Source organism: Streptomyces sp. x-80 (assembly GCF_046549095.1).
GTDB lineage: Bacteria > Actinomycetota > Actinomycetes > Streptomycetales > Streptomycetaceae > Streptomyces > Streptomyces celluloflavus.
The window spans coordinates 243098-267701 of the sequence record NZ_JAJPWM010000004.1 but is presented as its reverse complement, the minus strand read 5'-3'; the positions used below and the strand labels follow the sequence as shown (position 1 = coordinate 267701).

General features: G+C 71.1%; 21 protein-coding genes and 2 tRNA genes. 15 read left to right on the top strand and 8 right to left on the bottom strand.

Annotation, left to right across the window (positions count from 1 at the left end; all coding sequences use genetic code 11):
- Positions 1–13 precede the first annotated feature (13 nt).
- Positions 14–949: an NAD(+) diphosphatase gene (gene nudC, locus ACLJWH_RS09300; RefSeq protein WP_411141115.1), complete on the top strand. Its 936-nt coding sequence runs from the start codon at positions 14–16 to the stop codon at positions 947–949.
- Between the two features lie 168 nt (positions 950–1117).
- On the opposite strand, the gene ACLJWH_RS09295 is transcribed toward nudC, so the two are convergent.
- Positions 1118–1360 carry a mycoredoxin gene (locus ACLJWH_RS09295; protein WP_411141114.1) on the bottom strand — a complete coding sequence of 81 codons (243 nt, stop codon included), beginning with the start codon at positions 1358–1360 and terminating at the stop codon, positions 1118–1120.
- A 1133-nt stretch (positions 1361–2493) separates the two neighbouring features.
- On the opposite strand from ACLJWH_RS09295, the gene ACLJWH_RS09290 reads away from it, so the two are divergent.
- The 4 genes from ACLJWH_RS09290 to ACLJWH_RS09275 all read left to right on the top strand — a co-directional run bounded on the left by ACLJWH_RS09290 (position 2494) and on the right by ACLJWH_RS09275 (position 6004).
- Positions 2494–4746: an ATP-dependent DNA helicase UvrD2 gene (locus ACLJWH_RS09290; protein WP_411141113.1), complete on the top strand. Its 2253-nt coding sequence runs from the start codon at positions 2494–2496 to the stop codon at positions 4744–4746.
- Positions 4747–4889: 143 nt separating this feature from the next.
- On the top strand, positions 4890–5216 hold the full coding sequence (locus tag ACLJWH_RS09285; RefSeq protein WP_411141112.1) for a hypothetical protein: 327 nt from the start codon (positions 4890–4892) through the stop codon (positions 5214–5216).
- A gap of 120 nt (positions 5217–5336) precedes the next feature.
- A complete protein-coding gene (locus ACLJWH_RS09280; protein ID WP_411141111.1) occupies positions 5337–5690 on the top strand; it encodes a WhiB family transcriptional regulator in 354 nt (117 codons plus the stop codon).
- Entirely contained in the window at positions 5687–6004 is a 318-nt protein-coding gene (locus ACLJWH_RS09275; RefSeq protein WP_411141110.1) for a hypothetical protein, read from the top strand. The genes ACLJWH_RS09280 and ACLJWH_RS09275 overlap by 4 nt, the downstream gene beginning before the upstream one ends.
- 399 nt (positions 6005–6403) lie before the next feature.
- Here ACLJWH_RS09275 and ACLJWH_RS09270 read toward each other — a convergent pair whose 3' ends face one another.
- Together ACLJWH_RS09270 and ACLJWH_RS09265 are read right to left on the bottom strand one after the other, a co-directional pair.
- A complete protein-coding gene (locus ACLJWH_RS09270) occupies positions 6404–7795 on the bottom strand; it encodes an ABC1 kinase family protein (protein WP_411141109.1) in 1392 nt (463 codons plus the stop codon).
- Between the two features lie 224 nt (positions 7796–8019).
- Positions 8020–9174, bottom strand: a complete 1155-nt coding sequence (locus tag ACLJWH_RS09265) for a TOMM precursor leader peptide-binding protein (RefSeq protein ID WP_411141364.1) — start codon at positions 9172–9174, stop codon at positions 8020–8022.
- A 203-nt stretch (positions 9175–9377) separates the two neighbouring features.
- On the opposite strand from ACLJWH_RS09265, the gene ACLJWH_RS09260 reads away from it, so the two are divergent.
- A complete protein-coding gene (locus ACLJWH_RS09260) occupies positions 9378–10004 on the top strand; it encodes a M48 family metallopeptidase (protein ID WP_411141108.1) in 627 nt (208 codons plus the stop codon).
- 109 nt (positions 10005–10113) lie between these two features.
- On the opposite strand, the gene ACLJWH_RS09255 is transcribed toward ACLJWH_RS09260, so the two are convergent.
- Both ACLJWH_RS09255 and ACLJWH_RS09250 read right to left on the bottom strand, forming a co-directional pair.
- Positions 10114–10656: an NUDIX hydrolase gene (locus ACLJWH_RS09255; RefSeq protein ID WP_411141107.1), complete on the bottom strand. Its 543-nt coding sequence runs from the start codon at positions 10654–10656 to the stop codon at positions 10114–10116.
- Positions 10653–12197, bottom strand: a complete 1545-nt coding sequence (locus ACLJWH_RS09250) for a zinc-dependent metalloprotease (protein WP_411141106.1) — start codon at positions 12195–12197, stop codon at positions 10653–10655. Before ACLJWH_RS09250 ends, ACLJWH_RS09255 begins: the two co-directional genes overlap by 4 nt.
- Before the next feature lie 190 nt (positions 12198–12387).
- On the opposite strand from ACLJWH_RS09250, the gene ACLJWH_RS09245 reads away from it, so the two are divergent.
- From ACLJWH_RS09245 to ACLJWH_RS09230, 4 genes are all read left to right on the top strand, one after another.
- The gene (locus ACLJWH_RS09245; RefSeq protein WP_052860708.1) at positions 12388–13527 is read left to right on the top strand and encodes an SDR family oxidoreductase; all 1140 of its coding nucleotides are present in this window, start codon (positions 12388–12390) and stop codon (positions 13525–13527) included.
- Between the two features lie 96 nt (positions 13528–13623).
- Entirely contained in the window at positions 13624–14103 is a 480-nt protein-coding gene (locus ACLJWH_RS09240; RefSeq protein ID WP_411141105.1) for a molybdenum cofactor biosynthesis protein MoaE, read from the top strand.
- Positions 14104–14407: 304 nt separating this feature from the next.
- Positions 14408–14590, top strand: coding sequence for a hypothetical protein (locus tag ACLJWH_RS09235; protein ID WP_411141104.1), 183 nt, complete (start codon positions 14408–14410; stop codon positions 14588–14590).
- Between the two features lie 109 nt (positions 14591–14699).
- Positions 14700–15797 (top strand): PDZ domain-containing protein, encoded by a 1098-nt coding sequence (locus tag ACLJWH_RS09230; protein ID WP_411141103.1) that lies wholly within the window; start codon positions 14700–14702, stop codon positions 15795–15797.
- Positions 15798–15841: 44 nt separating this feature from the next.
- Here ACLJWH_RS09230 and ACLJWH_RS09225 read toward each other — a convergent pair whose 3' ends face one another.
- Positions 15842–16396, bottom strand: coding sequence for a PPA1309 family protein (locus ACLJWH_RS09225; RefSeq protein ID WP_411141102.1), 555 nt, complete (start codon positions 16394–16396; stop codon positions 15842–15844).
- 137 nt (positions 16397–16533) lie between these two features.
- On the opposite strand from ACLJWH_RS09225, the gene ACLJWH_RS09220 reads away from it, so the two are divergent.
- The 4 genes from ACLJWH_RS09220 (at position 16534) to ACLJWH_RS09205 (ending at position 21837) form a co-directional block, all read left to right on the top strand.
- The gene (locus tag ACLJWH_RS09220; protein WP_411141363.1) at positions 16534–19422 is read left to right on the top strand and encodes a UPF0182 family protein; all 2889 of its coding nucleotides are present in this window, start codon (positions 16534–16536) and stop codon (positions 19420–19422) included.
- Between the two features lie 113 nt (positions 19423–19535).
- Positions 19536–19609 (top strand) — tRNA-Met (locus ACLJWH_RS09215).
- Positions 19610–19817: 208 nt separating this feature from the next.
- A complete protein-coding gene (locus ACLJWH_RS09210; RefSeq protein ID WP_411141101.1) occupies positions 19818–21671 on the top strand; it encodes a tetratricopeptide repeat protein in 1854 nt (617 codons plus the stop codon).
- A gap of 92 nt (positions 21672–21763) precedes the next feature.
- A tRNA-Met gene (locus ACLJWH_RS09205) sits at positions 21764–21837 on the top strand.
- 120 nt (positions 21838–21957) lie between these two features.
- Here the strand turns inward: ACLJWH_RS09205 and ACLJWH_RS09200 are convergent.
- Positions 21958–22374: a Fur family transcriptional regulator gene (locus tag ACLJWH_RS09200; RefSeq protein WP_052860715.1), complete on the bottom strand. Its 417-nt coding sequence runs from the start codon at positions 22372–22374 to the stop codon at positions 21958–21960.
- Positions 22375–22532: 158 nt separating this feature from the next.
- On the opposite strand from ACLJWH_RS09200, the gene ACLJWH_RS09195 reads away from it, so the two are divergent.
- Entirely contained in the window at positions 22533–23996 is a 1464-nt protein-coding gene (locus ACLJWH_RS09195) for a catalase (RefSeq protein ID WP_411141100.1), read from the top strand.
- Positions 23997–24129: 133 nt separating this feature from the next.
- Here the strand turns inward: ACLJWH_RS09195 and ACLJWH_RS09190 are convergent, their stop codons facing one another.
- Positions 24130–24531: a cyclic nucleotide-binding/CBS domain-containing protein gene (locus ACLJWH_RS09190; RefSeq protein WP_411141362.1), complete on the bottom strand. Its 402-nt coding sequence runs from the start codon at positions 24529–24531 to the stop codon at positions 24130–24132.
- Positions 24532–24604 lie beyond the last annotated feature (73 nt).

Genomic DNA, 24604 nt, shown 5'->3' with positions numbered 1-24604 from the left:
GTTGGAAGCAGCAGTGACCATCTGGACCGCCCACAGCACCGACCGGCCGCTCACCTTCAGCGCACCGAGCGGAATCGACCGCTCCGCCCACCACCGCCTCGACGAGGCATGGCTCGCGGCGGCCTGGAGCCACCCGACGACGCGCGTCTTCGTGGTGTCCGGCGGCCAGGCGCTGATCGACGACACCCCGGACGGGCGCACCGAACTGATCATGACGCCGTCCTTCGAGGCGCCGATGACCGAGGCGCACCGCTACTACCTCGGCACGGACGAGGAGGGCATCAGTTACTTCGCCCTCCAGAAGGACTCGCTGCCCGGCCGCATGGACCAGTCCGCGCGCCCGGCGGGCCTGCGCGAGGCGGGCCTGCTGCTGGCGCCCCGCGACGCCGGTCTGCTCGTCCACGCCGTCGCGCTGGAGAACTGGCAGCGGCTGCACCGCTTCTGCTCACGCTGCGGAGAGCGCACGGTCATCGCGGCGGCCGGCCACATCCGCCGCTGCCAGGCATGCGGCGCCGAACACTACCCGCGGACCGACCCGGCCGTGATCATGCTGGTCACCGACGAACAGGACCGCGCGCTCCTGGGCCGGCAGGTCCACTGGCCCGAGGGCCGCTTCTCCACCCTCGCGGGCTTCGTCGAGCCGGGGGAGTCCGTCGAGCAGTCGGTGGCCCGCGAGGTCTTCGAGGAGGCGGGCGTGGTCGTCGGCGACGTCGAGTACGTCGCCAGCCAGCCGTGGCCCTTCCCGTCCAGCCTGATGCTGGGCTTCATGGCGCGCGCCACATCCGCCGAGGTCCACGTGGACGGCGAGGAGATCGAAGAGGCCCGCTGGTTCTCCCGCGAGGACCTGCGTGCCGCCTTCGAATCCGGCGAGGTACTGCCGCCGTACGGCATCTCGATCGCGGCCCGGCTCATCGAGCTCTGGTACGGCAAGCCGCTGCCGAAGCCGTAGGGCGGTAGGGGCAGGCGGCAGGCGTCGGGCGTTGGGTGACCGTGGGGGGCCGAGGGCCGGGCGGCTGTGGGTGCCGGGCGCACGAGCCCGCAACGCACGCGGCCGTCGGCCGGATCCGTCCTCCGGATCCGGCCGACGGCCGCACGGCAAGGCTCAGCCCAGGGGCACTCAGACCGCGAACTTCTGCCGGACCTGCGCCAGGGACGGATTGGTCAGCGTCGAGCCGTCGGGGAAGAGCAGCGTCGGGACGGTCTGATTCCCGCCGTTCGCCTTCTCCACGAACACCGCGGACTCCTCGTCATGCTCGATGTTGATCTCCGTGTACGGGATGCCTTCGCGTTCCATCTGGCCCTTCAGCCGACGGCAGTAACCGCACCAGGTGGTGCTGTACATCGTCACAGTGCCCGCCATGCGTTCCGTGCTCCTTCGATAAGTCTCGGTTCGAAACCGCCGACGTTGCGCCCGACGCCCCGATCGGACCCGGCTGACCAGGGCTCTCGGACGCCGCACCCGACATGGCGGCATGGGAAAGAACGTTCGCCGAGCCCGGACCATTCCCACGCTTTCCCGGACCATTCCCGCACCTCGGCGCCGCCCGGGACCCACTTTGCCTCGCGCCGGCCTTCCTGACGGTGATGGGCCTTCCGCTCTCCCGGGCTGTGGCTGGGCTTCCGCACGGGCCTTCCGCGAGCGCCTGCTGTACGGGCCTTCTGCGTGGGCCTTCCCGCGAGGACCTTCCGCATGGGCCCTCCGCCTAGGCGTTCCCGCACGGGCCCTCCGCATGGGTCTTCCCGCACGGGCGTTCCGCTTGGGCGTTCCCGTACGGGCCTTCCGCCTTCCTGGGCCGTGTTGAGCCTTCTGCCCTCCTGGGCCTGCTGCGGCCTTCCCCGGCGTCCGGCCCTACCCGAGCATCTGACTTCTCCGGCCTTGGGGCCTTCCGGCCTTGCCGTGGCTTCCCGCGCCGTGTGGGGTCTCCTTGGGGTGGGGGCTGGTCCGCCTGCCTCCTCTTCGGGGGTCCCTCCCCCCCCCGCCCCCGCCCACCCCCACGCCCCCCGCTGACATGAGCTATGTCACCCGGGCCGGGCCGCCCGAGCCACTGGACCCGAGCCGCTCTGCCCAAACCACCGCACCGAATGCCCCCACCCCGGCCGTGTCCGTGCCACCGCCGCCACCTTCCTACCGGCACCGGCACCGGCACCGGCACCGTCGGCCCCAGCCGTGCGGGCCGCCTCTACGGGCCCGAGTCGCACCCGCCCGCGCCCGCCAGCTCCGGCGTCCCCCGAGCCCATCGGCCCCGGCCTCAGCCTGTGCCATGCCATCCCAGCTGCCCCCTTTCCCATCAGCCCCCGGCCGCCCAACCCGGATTCCCGTCCGCTCGGCTCCGGCTGCCGGATCCGGCGATCCTGACCGCCTGGACACAGCAAAGCAGTGCGCGTCGGCCGCGGGCCGGGGCTCCTCCACAGAGGGCGGGATAAGTACGACCGGCATCCGGACGCTGTGGACAACTTTCCCGGGCGTCTCGGTGGACCTGGCAGCATGGCGGGGTGACAGCAGCATCGGACTCCACTCTTTTCCCGCAGCTCTCCACGGCGACCCAGTTTCCGGCGACGCCGGAGGGGGCCGACGCGGTGCTCGACGGGCTCGACCCCGAGCAGCGCGAGGTCGCCACGGCGCTGCGCGGTCCGGTGTGTGTGCTGGCCGGTGCCGGCACGGGCAAGACCCGCGCGATCACGCACCGGATCGCGTACGGCGTGCGCGCCGGGATTCTCCAGCCCTCCAGTGTGCTCGCCGTCACCTTCACCGCCCGCGCGGCCGGCGAGATGCGCGGCCGGCTGCGCCTGCTCGGCGCGGGCGGTGTGCAGGCGAGGACCTTCCACTCCGCGGCGCTGCGTCAGCTCCAGTTCTTCTGGCCCAAGGCCGTCGGCGGTGACGTCCCGCGCCTGCTGGAGCGCAAGATCCAGCTCGTCGCCGAGGCCGCCGCCCGCTGCCGTATCCGGCTGGACCGCAACGAGCTGCGCGATGTCACCGGCGAGATCGAATGGTCCAAGGTCACCCAGACCGTGCCCGCCGACTACCCGGCCGCGATCGTCAAGGCCGGCCGCGAGGCGCCCCGCGACCCGGCCGAGATCGGGCAGATCTACAGCACCTACGAACAGCTCAAGCGCGACCGCGGCGCCATCGACTTCGAGGACGTGCTGCTGCTGACCGTCGGTGTGCTCCAGGACCGGCACGACATCGCCGAGCAGGTCCGCGCGCAGTACCAGCACTTCGTCGTCGACGAGTACCAGGACGTCAGCCCGCTCCAGCAGCGGCTGCTGGAGCTGTGGCTGGGGGACCGCGACAGCCTGTGCGTGGTCGGCGACGCCAGCCAGACGATCTACAGCTTCACCGGTGCCACCCCCGACCACCTGCTCAACTTCCGCACCCGCCATCCGAACGCGACCGTCGTCAAGCTGGTCCGCGACTACCGCTCCACCCCCCAGGTGGTCCACCTCGCCAACGGCTTGCTCGCCCAGGCCAGGGGACGCGCCGCCGAGCACCGCCTGGAGCTGATCTCGCAGCGCGAGGCCGGCGCCGAGCCCGCGTACGTCGAGTACGCCGACGAGCCCGCCGAGGCCGAGGGCACCGCCCGCCGCATTCGCGACCTCATCGCCTCCGGCGTCCCCGCCAGCGAGATCGCCGTCCTCTTCCGCATCAATGCCCAGTCCGAGGTCTACGAACAGGCGCTGGCCGACGTCGGCGTCCCCTACCAGCTGCGCGGCGCCGAGCGGTTCTTCGAGCGGCCCGAGGTGCGCGAGGCCGGCATCAAGCTGCGCGGCGCCGCCCGTTTCGGCGCCAACGACGCCCTGCTCGACGACGCCGTCGACCTGCCCTCCGAGGTGCGGGCGGTGCTGAGCGACATGGGCTGGACCGGCGAGCCGCCGGCCGGCTCCGGCTCCGTCCGGGACCGCTGGGAGTCCCTGGCGGCCTTGGTGCGGCTCGCCGAGGACTTCGCCAAGGCCCGCCCGGAGGCCACTCTCGCCGACCTCGTCGCCGAGCTGGACGAGCGCGCCAACGCCCAGCACGCCCCCACGGTCGATGGTGTGACGCTCGCCTCACTGCACGCCGCCAAGGGCCTGGAGTGGGACGCCGTCTTCCTGGTCGGTCTCACCGAAGGCATGATGCCGATCACCTACGCCAAGACCGACGAGCAGATCGAGGAGGAGCGCCGGCTCCTCTACGTCGGCGTCACCCGCGCACGCCTGCATCTGGGCCTGTCCTGGTCGCTGGCGCGCTCGCCCGGCGGCCGGGCCTCCCGCCGCGCCAGCCGCTTCCTCAGCGGCCTGCGGCCCGGCTCCGGGGTATCGGCCGCCCGCCGCCTCCCGGGCGCGGCGGCGGGCGGTGTCGAGCGCGGCGGCGAGGCCGTGGGCGCGGGCCGCCGCAAGCGCCGCGGCCCGGCCCGCTGCCGGGTCTGCGGCAAGACGCTGACGGACGCGGGCGAGATGAAGCTGATGCGCTGCGAGGACTGCCCCTCGGACCTCGACGAAGGGCTCTACGAGCGGCTGCGGGACTGGCGGGCCGAGCAGGCCGGCCGGCTGAGCCAGCCGGCGTTCTGTGTCTTCACCGACAAGACCCTGATGGCCATCGCCGAGACGGTGCCGACGACCGCGTCGGAGCTCGCGGGCATCTCGGGCGTGGGCCGCCGTAAGCTCGACCGGTACGGCACCGATGTCCTGGCACTCTGCGCCGGTGAGGAGCCCGCGGGGGCACGGCAGGACGGCTCCGAAGACGCCGCGGAAAACTCGTCGGAAAAATAGTTTGCGCGTGCGGAGTACATCCCCATAGCCTGCGGGAGCACGGAGACGACGGACCTTCCGAGTTCCGATCGATCCGTGCTGTACTTGAACAAGTCTGGAACGGGATTCCCGGTCCACCGAGACGCCGAGAGGAGGCGAGCCAAGTGATCAGCATTATCGAGACCAACAAATTGACCGATCTCTCGGTCGTCGCCACGTGCACTCTCGGCTCTTCCCTCCTTGACACCGGTCTGTCCGGCTCCGGCCGCCTGTCCGGTACCGGGGTCGTGCGTCCCGAGCCGTTCGCCGTCCTGGCGATCAACGAGCGCAGCGCGCGACCGAGCGAGGCACCTGCGGTAGCAGCAGTGGCGGCAGAAGCGAATGCCTTTGCCCGTGCAGCGGCCAATGGCGCCGAATCCCGGAAGCAGTACCAGACGAAGCACGCAATGTGGGCCACCCGCGGCCTCGAACCCTGGAGAGATCCAGCCTGATCGGCATGATCAGGTCGGCACCTTCCAGGGCCGCGGAACCCACACCGGGATCCGCGGCCCTTTTGTTTTGCCCAAGCGTCCGGCCACCAGCCGGGCCGAACAGACGAGGAACACACCACAGTGCAACTCCAGACGCACGCCCCGTCCGTAGTGACCGACCTGATCCCTCCGCCCACTCCTCAGGAGAACTCCTTGCTGCCCCTCACCGAGCTCGACAACGAGATCGACCGTCTCGGCTCCGCTGTCCCGTGCCGTACCTACGACCCCGAGGTCTTCTTCGCCGAGTCCCCGGCCGACGTCGAGTACGCCAAGGCGCTGTGCCAGACCTGTCCCGTCCGTGAGGCATGCCTCGCCGGGGCCAAGGACCGCCGCGAGCCGTGGGGTGTCTGGGGTGGCGAGCTCTTCGTCCAGGGCGTCGTCGTACCGCGCAAGCGTCCGCGTGGCCGTCCGCGCAAGAACCCGGTCGCGGCATGAACACCCCCGGCGCAGGAACGATCGACCGTCCCGTCACACGGGATCCCAAGAAGCAGGACCCCACGATGAACCCCTCTTTCACCGGTACACCCGCCCCCGCGAACTCCGGCGCGCTCGAGTCGCGCCAGAACAGGAACCTCGAAATGCAACTCATGCCAGAAGACCTGGCGCGTGCGCATATGCACGAACGCCTTCAAGAAGCAGAATCGGAACGCAGAGCACACCGGCTCGCCGCCGCGCGGCGTATGCAGCGCCGCGCCGAACGCGCGTCGCTCCGCGCCCGCCGCGCGCTGGCCATAGCGGTGATGCAGTAACGCGGCACACCGAAGCCGCCCACCACGGGGCCGTCCGACAGAGCGGCCCCGTGGTGTGGTGCACCCCGATTCACAGGCGGGCGGGGATACCGCCGGACGGCGGATCGGAAGACGTAGGAACAGGCGGGCTCGATCGCCGAGAGCACGGTGCGCACCCGCCTGTGGCACGGTCTTCGAGGGCATGCAGCAGACCTGGACCTGCTCCGTCGAGAGCGGCGGCCGCCGCTCTGCCTGCGACGACGGCGCGGGAGAGCCCCGGCAGTCGAGGGCCGTCCGGACGCGAACCGGTGGCGAGGCGGCACACCCGCCGACCCGGCGGTCGCACCCCCTTCGTCCGGCCCCGGCCGGGCGGCCCGGGGAACACGTCCGGCCCGAGCGGCTCGGGCCGGCCAGGCTCCCTCAGGCCGTGCTCTCCTCGCAGAGGTCCCCGACGGCCTCCGGTGCCGCCGTCTCCTCGGCGACGAAGCCCGGCATCCACGCCGTCAGCTCATCGCGCAGCCGCACCGTCGCCCCCAACTGGCACAGCACCCCGATGGTGCTCAACGTCACACGATGTATCAGGAGATACGAGGGCGGCAGATTGAGCTGTTTGCCCAACTGGTGTGCGGGGGAGCGCGGGTCGCCGATCCGGGTCGCCTGATGACGCATCCAGCCCCGGGTGAAGGTGAACTCCTCCACCTCCGCGGGCTCGATGATCGGCAGCAGATAGTCCAGCACCGCGTCCGGTTCCAGCGCTATGGACTCCTTGACGAAGCCCTCCTCGCACAGGTGCCGGTAGACCGCGTCCGCCTCGCCGGCCAAGGCCATCCGCAGCGATGTGCCGATCGTCGGCGGCAGCCCGTCGGGCAGCCGGTCGACCGTGCCGAAGTCCAGCACACCCAGCCGCCACTCCTGCGCGGGCCCGTCCGGGGCATGGCCGGTCAGCAGCCGGAAGTTGCCCGGATGCGGATCGGCGTGCAGCAGGCCCGTCCGGGCGGGACCGGAGAAGAGGAACCGCGCCAACAGCTGCCCGGCGCGGTTCCGCTGCTCCTCGGTGCCGTTCGCGATCACCTCGGACAGCGGCACCCCGTCCATCCACTCGGTCACCAGCACCTGATCGCCCTGATGCACCACGGCCGGCACCAGCACATCAGGATCGTCGGCGAACTCCTCGGCGTGCGCCTGCTGGGCCTCCGCCTCCAGGGCGTAGTCCAGCTCCTCCGAGACCCGGTCGCGCAACTCGGAGATCAGCGGTTTGACGTCCATGCCCGGGATCAGCGGCCCCAGCAGCCGTGCGAACCGGCTCAGCTGTGCCAGGTCGGACAGCAGCGCCTTCCCGGCCCCCGGATACTGCACCTTGACGGCCACCGCACGGCCGTCGTGCCACACCGCCCGGTGCACCTGCCCGATCGAGGCCGCCGCCGACGGCTTGTCCTCGAACTCCTCGAACAGCTCCCGCCAGTCCTCGCCGAGGCGCACCGCCAGCACGGAGTGCACCGTGCTCGTCGGCATCGGCGGCGCCGCCTCCTGAAGCTTGGTCAGCGCGGCGCGGTACGGCCCGGCGATCTCCTCGGGCAGCGCCGACTCGAAGACGGACAGCGCCTGCCCGAACTTCATCGCGCCGCCCTTGAGCTGCCCCAGAGTCGCGAAGAGCTGTTCCGCGGTGCGCTGCTGCAACTCGCTGGCGATGATCTCCGCCGAACGTCCGCCGATGCGTTTCCCGAGCCCGAGCGCCGTGCGTCCGGCGAATCCCAGAGGAAGAGCGGCCAGTTTGGCCGTGCGGACCACTGCCTTACGCGGCAGATCAGACATGTGCGCGCTCCTCCATGGTTCCCAGTGCGCCGGAAGCGCCGTGTGCGCGGAGCGGGGGCACAGCACCGCGGCGGCCGGCGCCGCCCGGCCCGCCGGACCCCGTGAAAAACCCTGCCGCGGCGCGCCGTTGAAGGGCACGGCCGGCGAACCCCGGTGGCAGCGCGGCCGACCCGGCGGTGCGGGTGACCGTCTCGCGCGGAAGTCCAGACATGCGCCCCTCCAACTCACACTGCCCCCTGCCGGGGTTCCTCCGTCATTGTGGCGTGTCGCGGCCGAGGATCCGAGGCAGTCGCGGCATCGGAATCCGCCGCACCGCAGCCGCACTCCGGATGCGGTGTCACCGGCACTGTCCGCAGGCTCGCACACGGCAGCGCCAGCTCCATCCGCGCCCCCGTACAGGGCGGCAGTTCGCCGTCCAGGAACGCCAGAGCCTGGACGGCGGTGAGCCCCGCGACCATCGTGGCCAACGCGGCATCGCAGGCCGGCACCGCGGGGGAGCCGCGCCCCGACCGCCACTGCGCGAGCAGCCGCGGCCAGGCCGGTTCCGCGTCCGTACGCCGCAGTTCGTCGCAGCGGGCGCAGGCCGAGCTGCCGGGCAGCACCAGCGGTCCCACCACGCCCGTGCCCTCGACCACACCGGCGTACAGATGCGGGATGCCGGCAGTCAGCAGCGGCTCGGACAGCACGGGATCGGGGGCATAGGCGCCGAGGCCGTCGCGCGGTGTGAGCACCACGAGCGAGAGCCCTGGTTCGCCGGCATCGCTCACCGGGCCGACCGGGCGCGGTCTGCGCGTCCAGGGGGAAGCGCGGTGGACCAACTGCCGCGCGGAGGCGTCGCGCCGCTCGCCGACCCGCTCGACGGGCAGCCCGCCCGGCACGACGTCCCACGGTTCGACCGTCCCGCCGTCCAGCACGTCCACCCGGCCGATCCCCGCGGCCGACAGCAGGGCCGCGACCGAGGCCCCCACCCGTCCCGTCCCGCGCACCCGGACGCGGACCGCGCGGCGTGCCCCTATCCGGCCCAGGGCGCCCGCGGCCTCCGGATGCTGTACCGACAGCGAGGCCAGATCGGGCCGGAGCCGCTCGAACGCCGGGCCGTCCGCCCGTACGGCCTCGGCCGCCGGGCCGCCCGCGGTCGGCGCGTCCAGCAGTCCGGCCGCGCCGAGCCGGTCCACCACACCCCGCGCATGCCCGGCGGGCAGGCCGAGCGCCGCGGCGTCCGCGGCCAGCCGGCTCATGCTGCGGGTGCCGTCGATCATCCCGAGGAAACTGCCGGTCGCCGTGTCGACCGGTCCGACCACCACCGCATGGGCCGGAGCCACCCCGAACCGCACCGTTTCCCTGTCCCGCCAGCCGCGCCGCAGCGCGGTCTTGAGCATCGGATGCATGACATCCGCCCCCGTCCTTCGCCGTCTCCTCCGTCGAACGGATCTCAGCATGCGCCGAGTGCCGGACCGGCGGAGAAAGTTGTCCACAGGCGATGGGTGTTAGTCGTATAAGTCGTCCCCGTCATGGAGTGTTTAGGGCACGAACCGTCGACGGGGCAGGACTTCCCGCAGTGCCAGCAGGTAACGTCGGGCGCGTGCCCGCCGACCCTTCCCCCCGCGGCGCCGGGGAGACCCCCCTGCGCCGCGCCGCAGACACGACACGCCGGGCTGTCCCGAGCCCGGAGGCCCGCGGGTCAGGGACGAGCGCGGTCGAGGTGCGCCGTAGCTCACGGCGGCGCAGAACGGTTTCCGCGTACCGCGAGGGCGACCGCACCGTTGTCCTGATTCCGGCCCGTATGTCCGAGGCCGAGGAGCAGCGTTGGGTGACGGTCATGCTGGACCGGCTCGCCGCCCAGGAGAGCAAGCGCATGCTGGGCGACAGCGAGCTGGCCGAACGGGCCGAGCGGCTGTCCGGCCAGTTCCTGGACGGCCGGGCCCGCCCCGCGACGGTGCGCTGGGTCACCAACCAGAACACCCGCTGGGGATCGTGCACCCCCGCCGAGGGCAGCATCCGCCTCTCGCACCGTCTCCAGGGCATGCCCGAGTACGTCATCGACTACGTTCTGCTGCACGAGCTCGCGCATCTCCTCGTCCCCGGCCACGGCCCGCAGTTCTGGCAGCTGCTGGAGGCGTACCCGCGCACGGAACGGGCCCGCGGCTATCTCGAAGGAGTCGTCGCGGCCGACCGGCTGCCGCAGCTGCCCGCCGCACGCACCGAATGACGGCCCCGGCACACCGGATCCGTCGCGTCCCCGCGGCACCGCTGCCGCGGACGGGCCCTGCGACGCAGCCGCCCGCGCGCCTCCCGGGAGCCGCGCGGGCGCAGACCGCTCAAACAGACCGCTGAAGGAGCGCCCGGGTACGGTCCACCAGGCGTACCACCGACGTATCGGCGACGCCGGCCACCTCGTCGTACGCGAACCACCGCAGGTCCAGCGACTCGTCGCTGATCGCGGCCACCGCGTCCGCGGGCGCCAGCGCCGCGTACTGCACATCCAGATGCCAGGCGCACGGCGTCTGATGGCGGTCCAGCCGCACCGGCCCGCCGGGCAGCAGCGTCAGCCCACGGGTGATCCCGGACTCCTCGCACGCCTCCCGCAGCGCCGCGTCCGCCAGTGTGGCGTCCCCCGGCTCACAGTGGCCGCCCATCTGGAGCCACATCTTCAGCTTGCGGTGCAAGGTGAGCAGAACCCGGCCGCGGGCCGGGTCGATCACCACCGCGCTCGCCGTGAGGTGACCGTCCGCGCAGCGCCGCCACATGGCGTCCCGGTGGTCGGCGAGATGGTCCAGATAGGACAGCCGGAGCTGCTCCTGTTCCGGCGACGGCGCGGGCCACTCCTTGAGCACCCGCGCCGCGTCCTCGCGCAGACTCATGCGCCGCCGTCGCCCTTGCCCTCGCCGGGAGCGTCCGGGCCGTCGGCGCCGTCCGCCGCACCGCCGGCCGCCTCGGACCCGCCGGCCGGCGCGTCCTTCGCGGGCGCCGCCTTCGGGCCATCGGTCTCCGCGGAACCCGCAGGCTTGGTCAGATCCGGCTTGCCGCCGCTCGCGGCCTCGCCCAGCATCTTGTCCAGCTCGGAGAAGTCCAGCTGCTCGTGGTGCACAAAGCCGTCCGGGTCGTCCAGATCGGCCGCCGTCGGCAGCATGTCCGGGTGCTCCCACAGGGCGTCGCGACCCTCCATGCCCCGCGCGTCGGCCAAGGAGGCCCACAGCCGCGAGGCGTCCCGCAGCCGCCGCGGACGCAGCTGGAGACCGATCAGCGTCGAGAACGTCTGCTCGGCCGGGCCACCGCTCGCCCGGCGCCGCCGCAGCGTCTCCCGCAGCGCGTCCGCCGCCGGCAGATGCGGCTTGGCGGCGGCGTGCACCACTGCGTCCACCCAGCCCTCGACGAGCGCCAGCGCGGTCTCCAGACGGGCCAGCGCCGCCTTCTGCTCCGGCGTGTCCTCGGGCTGGAACATGCCCTGCTGAAGGGCGTTCTGCAACTCCTCGGGATGCTGCGGATCGAGCTGGCCGACCACATCCTCCAGCTTGCTCGTATCGACCTTGATACCGCGCGCATAGCCCTCGACGGCACCGAACAGATGGGAGCGCAGCCACGGCACATGGGCGAAGAGCCGCTGGTGGGCGGCCTCGCGCAGCGCCAGATACAGCCGCACCTCCTCGTCCGGTACGCCCAGGCCCGCCCCGAAGGACGCGATGTTCCCGGGCAGCAGTGCGGCCTTGCCGGCCGGACCCAGCGGCAGCCCGACGTCCGTCGAGCCGACGACCTCGCTCGCCAGGACGCCCAGCGCCTGGCCGATCTGCGTGCCGAACATCGCGCCGCCCATGGAGCGCATCATGCCGAGCAGCGGGCCCGCCATGGCCTGCATCTCGCCCGGCAGCACATCGCCCATGGCCGCCCCGACACGCTCGGCGAGCGGATTCACCAGGTCCTGCCAGACCGGCAGGGTCTCCTCGACCCACTCGGCGCGGCTCCACGCCACCACCGAGCCGGACCCCGACGGCAGCGACGTCACACCGTCCAGCCACAGGTCCGCCAGTCGCACGGCCTCCTCGACCGCGGTGCGCTCACCGGGCGACAGGCTCGCGTCCTTGCTGCCGTCCTCGGCGCCCTGCGCGACGGTCTGCCGCGCAATGTCCTTGGCCATGTCCCAGTTCACCGGGCCGCCCTCGTACGAGAGCATCTGGCCGAGCTTCTGGAAGGCGGCGCCCAGGTCGCCAGGGTTCATCTGGCCACCGGGGCCGCCCATGCCGCCGAAGAGCGCCGCGAACGGATTGTCCGCGCCGCCGCTCCCGCCGCCGAACCCGAAGGGGTCCGCGGGGCCCTGGCTACCTCCCTGGCCGCCCTTCTTCTTGCCGTTGTCGCCGTCCTCCGGCTCCTCCGGCGGAAGGCCGAATCCAAACGGGGTGTCACTCACGGGTTTCCTCGGCTCGTAAGGCCGCCGGCTCGGGCCGACGGCGACTGCCCGACATCACCTCCAGCGTAGACACCCGGACCGCCCCGGGGCTCGGTGCTTCGCTGTCCCGATGCCTGCGGCAGGATGGACGCCACCTGGTACGTACGTGTCAACACACGTGCGTACTGAAGACAACCGCTGGAGACGCCCGGTGAGTTCCCCAGATCCGACCGTTCGCGCTGCGCGAAACACCGCGGCCAAGACCGAGCAGACAGACGGCACCACGGACCGGTCACGGCGCCGGCCCGTCGTCGCCGTCACCGGAGCCGCATCCGGAGTCGGCGCGCTGCTCACCCGTGCCCTCGTCGCATCCGACGAGGTCAAGCGGGTGGTGGCCATCGACGAGCGGCGCGGCGACGAGGCCGAGGCGCACTGGCACGTCCTGGACGTACGGGATCCCGCCATCGCCGACAAACTGCGCGGCGTGGACGTCGTCGTCCACCTCGCGCTCGACCTCGACCTGGAGACCGACGACACCGCCCGCACCGCCTACAACGTGCGCGGCACCCAGACGGTCCTCACCGCCGCCGCGGCGGCCGGCGTCCACCGGGTCGTGCTCTGCACCTCCGCCATGGTCTACGGGGCACTGCCCGACAACGACGTGCCGCTGGCCGAGGACGCCGAACTGCGCGCCACCGCCGACGCCACCGGTGTCGGCGACCTCCTGGAGATCGAACACCTGGCGCACCGCGCCCCCCGCGCACACCCCGGCCTGAACGTCACCGTCCTGCGCCCCACCGTCCTGGTGGGCGGCACGGACACCGCCCTGACCCGCTACTTCGAGTCACCCCGCCTCCTGGTCGTCGCCGGATCCCGCCCCGCCTGGCAGTTCTGCCATGTCGAGGACCTGGTCAGCGCCCTGGAATACGCCGCCCTGGAGAAGGTCGAGGGCGAGCTCGCGGTGGGCTGCGACGGCTGGCTGGAGCAGGAGGAGGTCGAGGAGCTCTCGGGCATCAGACGTATGGAGCTGCCGTCCTCGGTCGCCTTGGGCGCCGCCGCCCGGCTGCACCGCATCGGCCTGACACCGTCCCCCGCCGGGGACCTCGCCTACACGATGCACCCCTGGGTCGTCAGCGGCAGCCGGCTCCACGAGGCGGGCTGGCGGCCCCGGTGGACGAACGAAGAGGTCCTCGCCGAACTGCTGGCGGAGGTCGCGGGCCGGCACACCGTCGCCGGCCGCCGGCTGGGTCGCAAGGACGCCACCGCGGCCGGTGCGGCCGGGGCCACCGTCGCCCTGCTGGGCACCGCTGCCCTGGTCCGGCGCGCCCGCAAGGCCCGCCGCCGCATCTGACCCGGACCGGCCGGCCGTGCGAGCCGCCACGCGGCGACCCGTACGCCCGGGGTGCGGCCGTTCCCCCTCGCGTCCCGGGTACGGCACGATGGGGGTATGTCTGGCACGCACGCCCCTCCGGTCCCCGTCCACTTCCACCCAGGCGAGCAGGGTGCGGCGGATCCGATCCGGCTGCTCGCGATCCGCGACACCCCGCTGTCCCTGGACGAGGTCTTCGCGGCCGTCCAGGACCCCGCGGCGGGCGGCACGGCATTGTTCGTCGGCACGGTCCGCTCACACGACGGCGGCGCCGACGTCGACGCCCTGGGCTACTCCGCGCACCCGACCGCCGAGGCGGAGATGCGCCGCGTCGCCGAGAAGACCGTCGCCGACTTCCCCGTCCGCGCGCTGGCCGCCGTCCACCGGGTGGGAGACCTGGCCATCGGCGATCTCGCCGTCGTCGTCGCGGTCTCCTGCCCGCACCGCGCCGAGGCGTTCGAAGCCTGCCGCAAGCTGATCGACGACCTCAAACGCGAGGCACCGATCTGGAAGCACCAGACGTTCTCCGACGGTGCAGAAGAATGGGTCGGCGCGTAGCGCCGTTCTTCTGGGGGCGGTGGTCGGGTGACGGGCGGGTGGGTCGGCGCGTAGCGCCGTCTTCCCGGTACGGGCGACGGGTGGGATGGTTGGTAAGTGGCGCCGTCTTCAGGAAGACGAGGCGCGTGCCGGTGTCTGTGTGTCGTCCGGGGCCGTCGCGGCCGGTAGCGGAGCCGAATCGGTGCCGAACCGGTGCCATGCGCTCCGGTTGCGTAACCCGTCCGACGGCATGAGCGTGGACCTGTCGGATGGTTAAATCTGCTTATTGGTCGATTGCGGTCGTGCAAGGGGTTGGGAGGTCGCCATGGGTGCGCTCCTCTGGCTGCTGATTCCGGTTCTCGCCGCGCTGGCTGCCACCCTGTGGAGCACCTGGGTCACGCGCAACCGCAAGTCCGGGGATGTCGCGGAACTCGCGGGGTACGCCCGGTTCCGCGCCGCGATGGAAAAGGAACCGCCCGCCCCGGACCCGGCCTCCGACACGGTCTGACGCCCCCGGGCGGGTACGCGTACGCGGCCGGATTCCCACGTGCGCAGGGGGGTCCCCGTACGGACGGCCCCGCGGGCGGGTTGTCATACCCGTCCCGTACTGTCGTTCCATGCCCCGCCGCACCGTGACGCTGCTTGCCTCGTTCCTGATGCTGATCGTGCTGCTCTGCGTCGGGGTGTCGATCCCCGTGCCGTATGCCGAGATGTCTCCGGGCCCGACGGTGAACACTCTCGGTGATCACGAGGGTGAGCCGGTGCTCCAGATCTCCGGGCGCAAGACCTATCCGACGAGTGGTCACCTCAACATGACCACGGTCCGTGTCACCGCCCCCGACTACAGCATGAACCTCTTCCAGGCGCTCTACGGCTGGCTGGACCGCGACAGCGCCGTGGTGCCGCACAAGACGCTCTACCCCGAGGGTCAGACGGCGGAGCAGGCCGACCAGGAGAACGCCGAGGAGTTCAGCCAGTCGCAGGAGAGCGCCAAGGTAGCCGCGCTCGACCAGCTGCACATCCCGGTCGCCGCCCAGACCGTCGTCGGCTCCGTCGTCAAGGACAAACCGGCCGACGGGCGGCTGCACGCGGGCGATGTGATCAAGGCGGTGGACGGCAAGGAGGTCAAGGAGACCGCCGACGTCGCCAAGTTCGTCACCCAGCGGAAACCGGGTGAGCAGACCGTCTTCACGATCATCCCCGCCAAGGTGGCGGCCGCCGCGGAGAAGAAGGGCCAGCGGCCCGAGACCGGCGAGAAGCAGGTCACCCTGACCACGGCGAAGGCGGAGGACGGCCGGGCCATCGTGGGCATCCAGGCCCGGGTCGACCACATCTTCCCGTTCACCATCGACGTCAAGCTCGCCGATGTCGGCGGCCCCAGCGCCGGGCTGATGTTCGCGCTCGGCATTGTCGACAAACTCACCCCGGGCGGAAACCTGACCGGCGGCAAGTTCGTGGCCGGTACGGGGACGATCGACGACAAGGGCAAGGTCGGCCCGATCGGCGGCATCTCGATGAAGACGATCGGGGCCCGGGACAAGGGCGCGGAGTTCTTCCTGACGCCGAAGGACAACTGCGCGACCGCCGCCAAGGACACCCCGGCCGGTCTGACGCTCGTCAAGGTCAACACCATCGGCGACGCGATCAAGGCGCTGGAGAAGATCCGCACGGACGACACGGCCGGCCTGCCGAGCTGTAGCACGGCAGGCCGGTAGCGGGCTCCGGCCGTGGCCGGGCCGACGGGGCCCGGCCCGCGGGGTCAGGATTCGAAGGTCGCGGCCAGCGCGTCCGCGAGGCCGGGCACCAGCGCCGAGCCGGTGAGCACCTCGGACGTGGAGTCCTTCTCGCGCAGCCGCAGCGCCGATTCGCGGGAGCCGTCCCGCAGCACGGCCACCGTCATCCGCACCTCCTGGCGGTCCGGATGCTTGGCGACCCACTTGGCGAGCTGGGCGTCGTCCATGCCCTCGGGCACGGAGTCCTCGGCGGACGGCGGCAGCATCAGCCGCTCCACGGTCAGCGCGCAGCCGGCGACGGCGTCGGGCCAGGCGATGGTGGCGAGGAATTCGTCGAGCGGGGCCCCGGTGGGGATCTCGTCCTGCTCCACGGGGGTCAGAGAAGCGGTGGTGGCGTCGTCGATGCCGAGCTGGGCGGCGAGCGAGGGCTCCTGGACACGCAGTTTGGCGGTGTCGACGAGGGCGAACAGGCGGGCGGGCTGATCCCAGCCGAGCCCGGCGCTGTACTCGTCGATTTCGAGTACGGCACGGGTCAGCGGACCGGCGGCGAGGGGGGTGCCGTCAACGGGGAGGTTGGTCATGTTCAACATCGTGCCTTGTGGACCCCGGAAATCGGGAACCGAGTAAAGCCATCGTAAGTTGCATCAGTGGGTCCTACTATCGCCGGGCCTGCTCCACACGACAGCGAACTTCTGAGGTGCGCACCTTGGCTTTCCAGATGCCGGACCGCGGCGGAGGCCCTACCGGGCCACGGATCAGGGTCGGCCGGCCATCCCGGCGGGTCCGGACCCTGCTCATGACACTGGGCGTGCTGGCGGTGCTGGCCATGCTCTTTGTGATGTTCTCCGGGTTCTGGACCGACTGGCTCTGGTACCGCTCGGTCGACTACTCCTCGGTCTTCACCACCACCCTGTGGACCAAGATCGGACTCTTCGCCTTCTTCGGTGTGCTGATGGCCGTGGCCGTCGGCGTGAACATCTGGCTGGCGCACCGGCTGCGGCCGCCGCTCAGCGCGATGTCCATGGAGCAGCAGAGCCTGGACCGCTACCGGATGGGCATCGCCCCGTTCAAGAAGTGGGCGCTGATCGCGGTCACCGCGGTGATAGGTCTGATCGCCGGGGCCTCCGCCTCCGGTGAGTGGCGCACCTGGCTCCAGTGGATCAACGGCGTGCCGTTCGGCCAGAAGGACCCGCAGTTCGGCAAGGACGTCTCGTTCTACGCCTTCGACCTGCCCTGGTACCGCTTCCTGCTGAGCTTCGGTTTCGCCTGCGCGGTGCTGTGTCTGGTCGCCGCGGCGCTGACGCACTACCTCTACGGCGGACTGCGGCTGACGAGTCCGGGCTCCCGGGCGACCGCCGCCGCGACCGGCCACCTGTCGGTGCTGCTGGGCATCTTCGTCTCGCTCAAGGCGATCGCGTACTGGCTCGACCGGTACGGCCTCGCGGTCAAGTCCAGCGGCCTGAAGTCGGCCGACAACTGGACCGGGCTGCGCTATGTGGACGCCAACGCCTACCTCCCGGCGAAGACGATCCTGTTCTTCATCGCGGCGATCTGCGCGGTGCTCTTCTTCGCCACCCTCTGGCGCCGCACCTGGCAGCTGCCGGTGATCGGCTTCGGCCTGATGGTGCTCTCCGCGGTCCTCATCGGCGGTCTGTACCCGGCGATCGTGCAGAAGTTCCAGGTCCAGCCGAACGAGCAGGCCAAGGAAGCGCCGTACATCAAGCAGAACATCAAGGCGACCCGGGACGCGTACGACATCCAGGACTCCGATGTCACGCCGTACAAGGGCGACTACAAGCCCAAGACCGACGCGGACAGTCAGCGGCTGCGGGACGACGCCGACACCACGGCCAGCATCCGGCTGCTCGACCCGAACGTGGTCTCGCCGGCCTTCCAGCAACAGCAGCAGGTGCGCGGGTACTACCAGTTCCCCTCCACCCTCGACGTCGACCGGTACAAGGACAAGAACGGCGTCGAGCAGGACACCGTCATCGGTCTGCGCGAGCTGAACATCGCCGGTATCCCCGAGCGCAACTGGATCAACGACCACTTCAAGTACACCCACGGCTACGGCGCGGTGGCCGCGAAGGGCACCGAGACAGCCGACGACGGCGGCCCGGACTACACCGAGTCGGACCTGCCGGCCAAGGGGCAGCTCGGCACGTACGAGCAGCGGGTGTACTACGGCGAGAAGACCACGCAGTACTCCATCGTCGGCGGTCCGCAGAAGGAACTGGACTACTCCGACGACAGCGGCGAGAAGAGCTACAGCTACCAGGGCAAGAGCGGGGTGGATCTCGCCAACCCGATCAACCGTGCCGCGTACGCGGTGGCGTTCGGGGAGCCGCAGATCCTCTACTCCGGCGCGATCGGCGACGGCTCGCGGATCCTGTACAACCGCACGCCCAAGGAGCGCGTCGAGTCCGTCGCCCCCTGGCTGACCATCGACGGTGACGCCTACCCGGCGGTCGTCGACGGCCGCATCCAGTGGATCGTGGACGCCTACACCACGAGCAACGGCTATCCGTATGCCTCGCGCACCACGCTCGGGGACACCACGGCCGATTCGCTCACCAACGGCCAGCGGGCCGTGATGGCCCAGCAGAACCAGGTCAACTACATCCGCAACTCCGTCAAGGCGACGGTCGACGCCTACGACGGCTCGGTCAAGCTCTACCAGTGGGACACGAAGGACCCGGTCCTCAAGACCTGGATGAAGTCCTTCCCGGGCACGGTCGAGAAGCGGGAGGCCATCAGCCCGGCGCTGATGGAGCACCTGCGGTACCCGCAGGACCTCTTCAAGGTGCAGCGCCAGCTGCTGACCACCTACCACGTCACGGACCCGGGCACCTTCTACACGGGCTCCGAGCGCTGGCAGATCCCGAACGACCCGACGACCAAGTCGGGCAACGCCGTACCGCCGTACTACCTGAGCATGAAGATGCCGGACCAGAAGGACCAGTCCTTCTCGCTGACGACGACCTTCACGCCCAACAAACGCGACAACCTCGGCGCCTTCATGGCCGTCGACGCCAACGCGACCAGCAGCGACTACGGCAAGATCAGAATCCTGAAACTGCCCTCGCAGACACCCGTGCCCGGTCCACAGCTGGTGCAGTCGAAGTTCAACTCCGATCCCAGCATCGCCAATGAGCTCAACATCCTCAAGAAACTCGGCGACTCGGAGATCGAGTACGGCAACCTGCTGACCGTGCCACTGGACGGCGGACTCCTGTACGTCGAACCGGTCTATCTGCGCGGCGCCAACACCAACTACCCGCTGCTGAAGAAGGTGCTGGTCAGCTACGGCGACAACAAGCCCGTCCTGGAGAACACCCTCAAGGACGCGCTGGACGTCGTCTTCGGCAAGAAGGCACCGAGCACCGGCACGGAGAAGCCGCCGGGCGGTGGCGAGAAGACCCAGCCGCCGCCGGCCGGCCAGACGGTGCAGCAGGCTCTCGGCGACGCCGAGAAGGCGTACGAAGAGGGCGAGAAGGCCCGTACCTCGGGCGACTGGGCCGGTTACGGCGAGGCCCAGAAGAAGCTCAAGGCGGCGCTGGACCGGGCCGCGAAGGCGTCCCAGAAGGGCGGCACGTCGGGCGGCTAGCCGGCCCGGCACGGCGCAGCAGGCCGAGCGGCCGCCGGGTTCGTCCCGGCGGCCGCCCGGCAGCAGGTGGTCAGGGGCCACCTCGGTGCCGTGATACCTTGAGTACACAACGACGCGGGGTGGAGCAGCTCGGTAGCTCGCTGGGCTCATAACCCAGAGGTCGCAGGTTCAAATCCTGTCCCCGCTACTCACGACGAAGGCCCGGATTCCTCAGAGGATCCGGGCCTTCGTCATGCGTGCGATTTCCTGCCAAATACGGCCGGGTCGTACCGCCGATGTGGGAAAGCTGTGTGCTTGAGTTTGACAAGTCGTCGTATCGGGAAGTCGACAAACCGCTGAAGTGACCTCACTGGCTGCGGTATACCAGGTGTACGCGGGTTACGGGTGGTGCGACGATGGCTCTTATGGGGGACAAGGCAAGGTTGTTGGAGACAGACCGGTTTGTACATGCGCCCGACGAGGGGCGCGAATCCGAGCTGGCGATGGACGCGATGGAGGCGGCGGAGGCCGCCGAAGCGTCGGACGCGGTGACCGAAACGGGACACCGCCGGGCCGCCGAAGCGGGCGACACCGGAGCCATGAGCGTGCTCGGCGCGCTGCTGTTGCGGCGCGGTGATCTGGACGGCGCCGAGCCGCATCTGCGTTCCGCCACCGCCGCCGGGGACCGCGCCGCCGCGAACAATCTCGGCGTCCTGCTGCACCAGCGGGGCCAGACGGACGAGGCGGCCGGCTGGTGGCGCACCGCGGCCGTCGCGGGATCCGCCGCCGCGGCGCACGCCCTCGGCCGGCACCACCGCGAGCGCGGCGACGAGCCGGCCGCCGAGTACTGGCTGAGCCAGTCCGCGGAATCCGGTCACTGCCTGGGCGCCTACGCCCTCGCCGACCTGTTGGAGCACCGTGGCGACACCGGCGCCGAGCGCTGGTTCCGGACGGCCGCCGAGCGCGGCCACCGCGAGGCCGCGTACCGCCTGGCCCGGCTCATCGAGGAAGGCCGTGACACGGACCGCCGGACGGTGCCCGCGTACGGCGAGCTGACGCGGCAGACCGAGGCCGAGCAGTGGTACCGCCAGGCCGCCGCGCGCGGCCACCGGCGGGCCGCGTTGCAGCTGGGCGCGCTGCTGGAGGACCGCGGCGACATCCAGGAGGCGGGCCGCTGGTACCTGTCCGCCGCCAAGGACGGCGAGGCGCGGGCCGCCTGCGCGCTGGGCTTCCTGCTGCGCGACGCCGGCGACGAGGAGAGCGCCGCGGAGTGGTGGCGGCGCGCGGCCCAGGACGGCGACGGCAACGCCGCCAACGCGCTGGGCGCGCTGCACGCCGACCGCGGCGAACTCCAGACCGCCGAGCGCTGGTACCGCGCCGCGCTCGATGCCGGTGATGTCAACGGCGCCTACAACCTCGGGCTGCTCTGTGCCGCGCAGCGCCGGGCCGGACGCGGCGAACAGTGGTACCGCCGGGCCGCGTACGCCGGGCACCGCGAGGCCGCCAACGCGCTCGCCATCCTGCTGTTGCAGCGCGGCGACGCCTCCGGGGCCGAGCCGTGGTTCTCCAAGGCCGCCGAGGCGGGCAGCGTGGACGCCGCCTTCAACCTCGGCATCCTGTTCGCCGGACGAGGCGAGGGGCGGATGGCGCACACCTGGTACGAGCGGGCGGCGGCGGCCGGGCACACCGAGGCGGCGTTGCAGGTCGCCATCGTGCAGCTGCGCGAGGGTGACGCACAGGACGCGGAGCGGAATCTGCGCTGTGCGGCCGGCGGCGGCAGCGCCGAGGCGGCCTTCCGGCTCGCCGACCTCCTGGACCGCAGGTCCGCGGAGGCGGACGGCGCCGGGCGGGCCGGCGGTGTGCGGACACCGGACGCCGAGAGCACGCAGTGGTACGAGCGGGCCGCGCGGCAGGGACACCGGCGCGCTCAGGTCCGGGTTGGCATGTTCGCGGCGGCTCGGGGCGATGTGGTCGAGGCCGCGACCTGGTACCGCGCGGCGGCCGAGGCCGGCAGCCAGAACGGTGCCTTCAACCTCGGGCTGCTGCTGGCCCGCGAGGGGAGCCTGCCCGAGGCCGCCCTGTGGTGGCAGCGCGCAGCCGAGGGCGGGCACGGCCGTGCGGCGCTGCGGCTGGCGCTGCTCGCCGCCCGCCGGGGCGCGCTCGCGGAGGCGCAGAGCTGGTGCGCGCGGGCGGTGGAGCTGGGGCCGCCGGAGGTGGCAGAGCGTGCGGCACGGCTGCGTGCGGCGCTCCAGGAGGAGCTCAGCGCGTAGTGCTCCGGGGCCGGGTCCGAGGGCCCGGCCCCGGAGCCGCGGCAGGGATTTGCTCTGCTGGTCGGCCCCGGGTTAGAGTAAAGAGACAACGACGCGGGGTGGAGCAGCTCGGTAGCTCGCTGGGCTCATAACCCAGAGGTCGCAGGTTCAAATCCTGTCCCCGCTACTCATAACGAAGGCCCGGATTCCTCAGAGGATCCGGGCCTTCGTCATGTTCCGCCGCCGACTCGGTGTCCTACGGGGTGGCGGGTGGCCGGAGCGGTCCGGACAGGGGCCGTCGGCAGGGTCAGGGAGTGGCGCAGCTGGGGCAGATGCCCCGGTAGGTCACGGTGACCTCGGAGACCTGGAAGCCGTAGCGCTCGGGCTCGGGCAGGGCGGAGAGCGGGTCGCTCTGGATATGGACGTCCCGGATCGTGCCGCACCGCGAGCAGATGAGGTGCTGGTGGTCGTGGTGGGCGTTCGGGTCGTAGCGCTTCGCGCGGCCGTCGGTGCTCACCTCCAGTACCTCACCGAGCGAGACCAGCTCGCCGAGGGTGTTGTAGACGGTGGCGCGGGAGATCTCCGGGAGGCGGTCGGTGGCGCGGGCGTGCACTTCGTCGGCGGTGTAGTGGACGTGGTCCCCGTCGAGGACCTCGGCGACGACGCGCCGCTGCGCGGTCAGCCGCCAGCCACGTCCGCGGAGCCGTTCCAGCAGGTCACTCATGCCATTCACCTATCAGTCAGATAAAGCAAGGGTAGCAGCGGCCGGTTTGTCCCCGGATCAGGTATGAGTTTCGGGTTCTTCTTGACTTAGACATTGTCCAATGTAGGATCGGAATCGGCGTAAGCCAAGGGCAGGCGTAAAGACTTCAGGAGGCGCACGTGTCGGTAGAGAGCACCACCGGACCGCTGACCACGGAGTCCGGGGCTCCGGTCTCGGACAACCAGAACAGTGAGACGGCCGGCATCGGTGGACCCGGCCTCATCCAGGACCAGCTGCTGATCGAGAAGCTCGCGCACTTCAACCGCGAGCGCATTCCGGAGCGCATCGTGCACGCCCGTGGCGCCGGTGCGTACGGCACCTTCACGGTGACCGCGGATGTGACCAAGTACACCCGGGCGAAGTTCCTGTCGGAGATCGGCAAGCAGACCGAGACGTTCCTGCGCTTCTCGACGGTCGCGGGCAGCCTCGGCGCGGCGGACGCGGTGCGCGACCCCCGTGGTTTCGCGCTGAAGTTCTACACCGAGGAGGGCAACTACGACCTCGTCGGCAACAACACCCCGATCTTCTTCATCAAGGACGCCATCAAGTTCCCGGACTTCATCCACACCCAGAAGCGCGACCCGTACACCGGCTCGCAGGAGGCGGACAACGTCTGGGACTTCTGGGGCCTCTCGCCGGAGACCACCCACCAGGTGACCTGGCTGTTCGGTGACCGCGGTATCCCCGCCTCGTTCCGCCACATGAACGGCTACGGCTCGCACACCTTCCAGTGGGTCAACGCCGCGGGCGAAGCCTTCTGGGTCAGGTACCACTTCAAGACCGACCAGGGCATCAAGAACCTCACCCAGGCCGAGGCCGACAAGGTCGCCGGTGAGGACCCCGACAGCCACCAGCGTGACCTGCGCACCGCCATCGAGCGCGGCGACTTCCCGACCTGGACCGTGCAGGTGCAGGTCATGCCCGTGGCCGAGGCGGCCGCCTACCGCTTCAACCCGTTCGACCTGACCAAGATCTGGCCGCACGCCGACTACCCGCCGATCGAGTTCGGCAAGCTGGAGCTCAACCGCAACCCGGAGAACATCTTCGCCGAGGTCGAGCAGTCGGCCTTCTCCCCGAGCCACTTCGTGCCGGGCATCGGGCCGTCCCCCGACAAGATGCTCCAGGGCCGCCTCTTCGCGTACGCCGACGCCCACCGCTACCGCGTCGGTATCAACGCCGACCACCTGCCGGTGAACCGCCCGCACGCCACCGAGGCGCGCAACTACGGCCGGGACGGCGCGCTCTACGACGGCCGCCACGGCCGGCAGAAGAACTACGAGCCGAACAGCTTCGGCGGCCCGGTCGAGACCGGTCAGCCGCTGTGGCAGTCGGTCGCGGTGACCGGCCCGTCCGGTGAGCACGAGGCGCCCACGCACGCCGAGGACAACGACTTCGTGCAGGCGGGCAACCTCTACCGCCTGATGACGGAGGATGAGCGGGAGCGCCTGATCAACAACCTGGCGGGCTCCATCTCCCAGGTTTCCCGTGAGGACATCGCGCAGCGCGCGATCGAGAACTTCCGCAAGGCGGACACGGACTACGGCAAGCGACTGGAGGCCGCCGTCCAGGCCCTGCGCGGCTGACGGACGCTTGCCGTACCACCGAAGAGGCCGGACGCCAGGGGGCTCCGGCCTCTTCGTGCGTCCGGCCTCCGGTGTGCCGGGCCGTGCGGTGCGCCCGGCCTCCCGGAGTGCTGCCCGCCCAGCGTGACCGGTGTCAGGCGGAGACGCCGCCGGCGCGCTCGGTGACGGCGGACCGGCAGCGGATGATGTCGCGTACCGACACGATGCCGACCGGCTCGTACCCGTCCAGCACGATCAGATGGCGGAATCCGCCGCGCACCATGGCGTCCGCGGCGTCGTCCAGCGTCCAGTACGGCGCGGCGAAGACCACGTCCGGGGTGGTGTGGGTCTGGGCGGTTTCCCGGTCGGGGTTCTCGCCGGCGCCGAGAGAGTTGAGGATGTCGCGCTCGGTGAGGATGCCGAGACCGCTGGTGTCGGTGTCGAGGATGACGGCCGCGCCGACGCGGCGGGCCGCCATCAGCTGGGCGGCCTGGCGGAGGGTATGAGCGGGGCCGATGGTGAGGACGACCGTGCTCATGGCGTCTTTGACGTACACGGGCATGGAGGGGAGCCACCTCCTTGGTGTGAGTGCCTTGCGAGCGAATTCACAAGTTCACAAACGGGGGCAG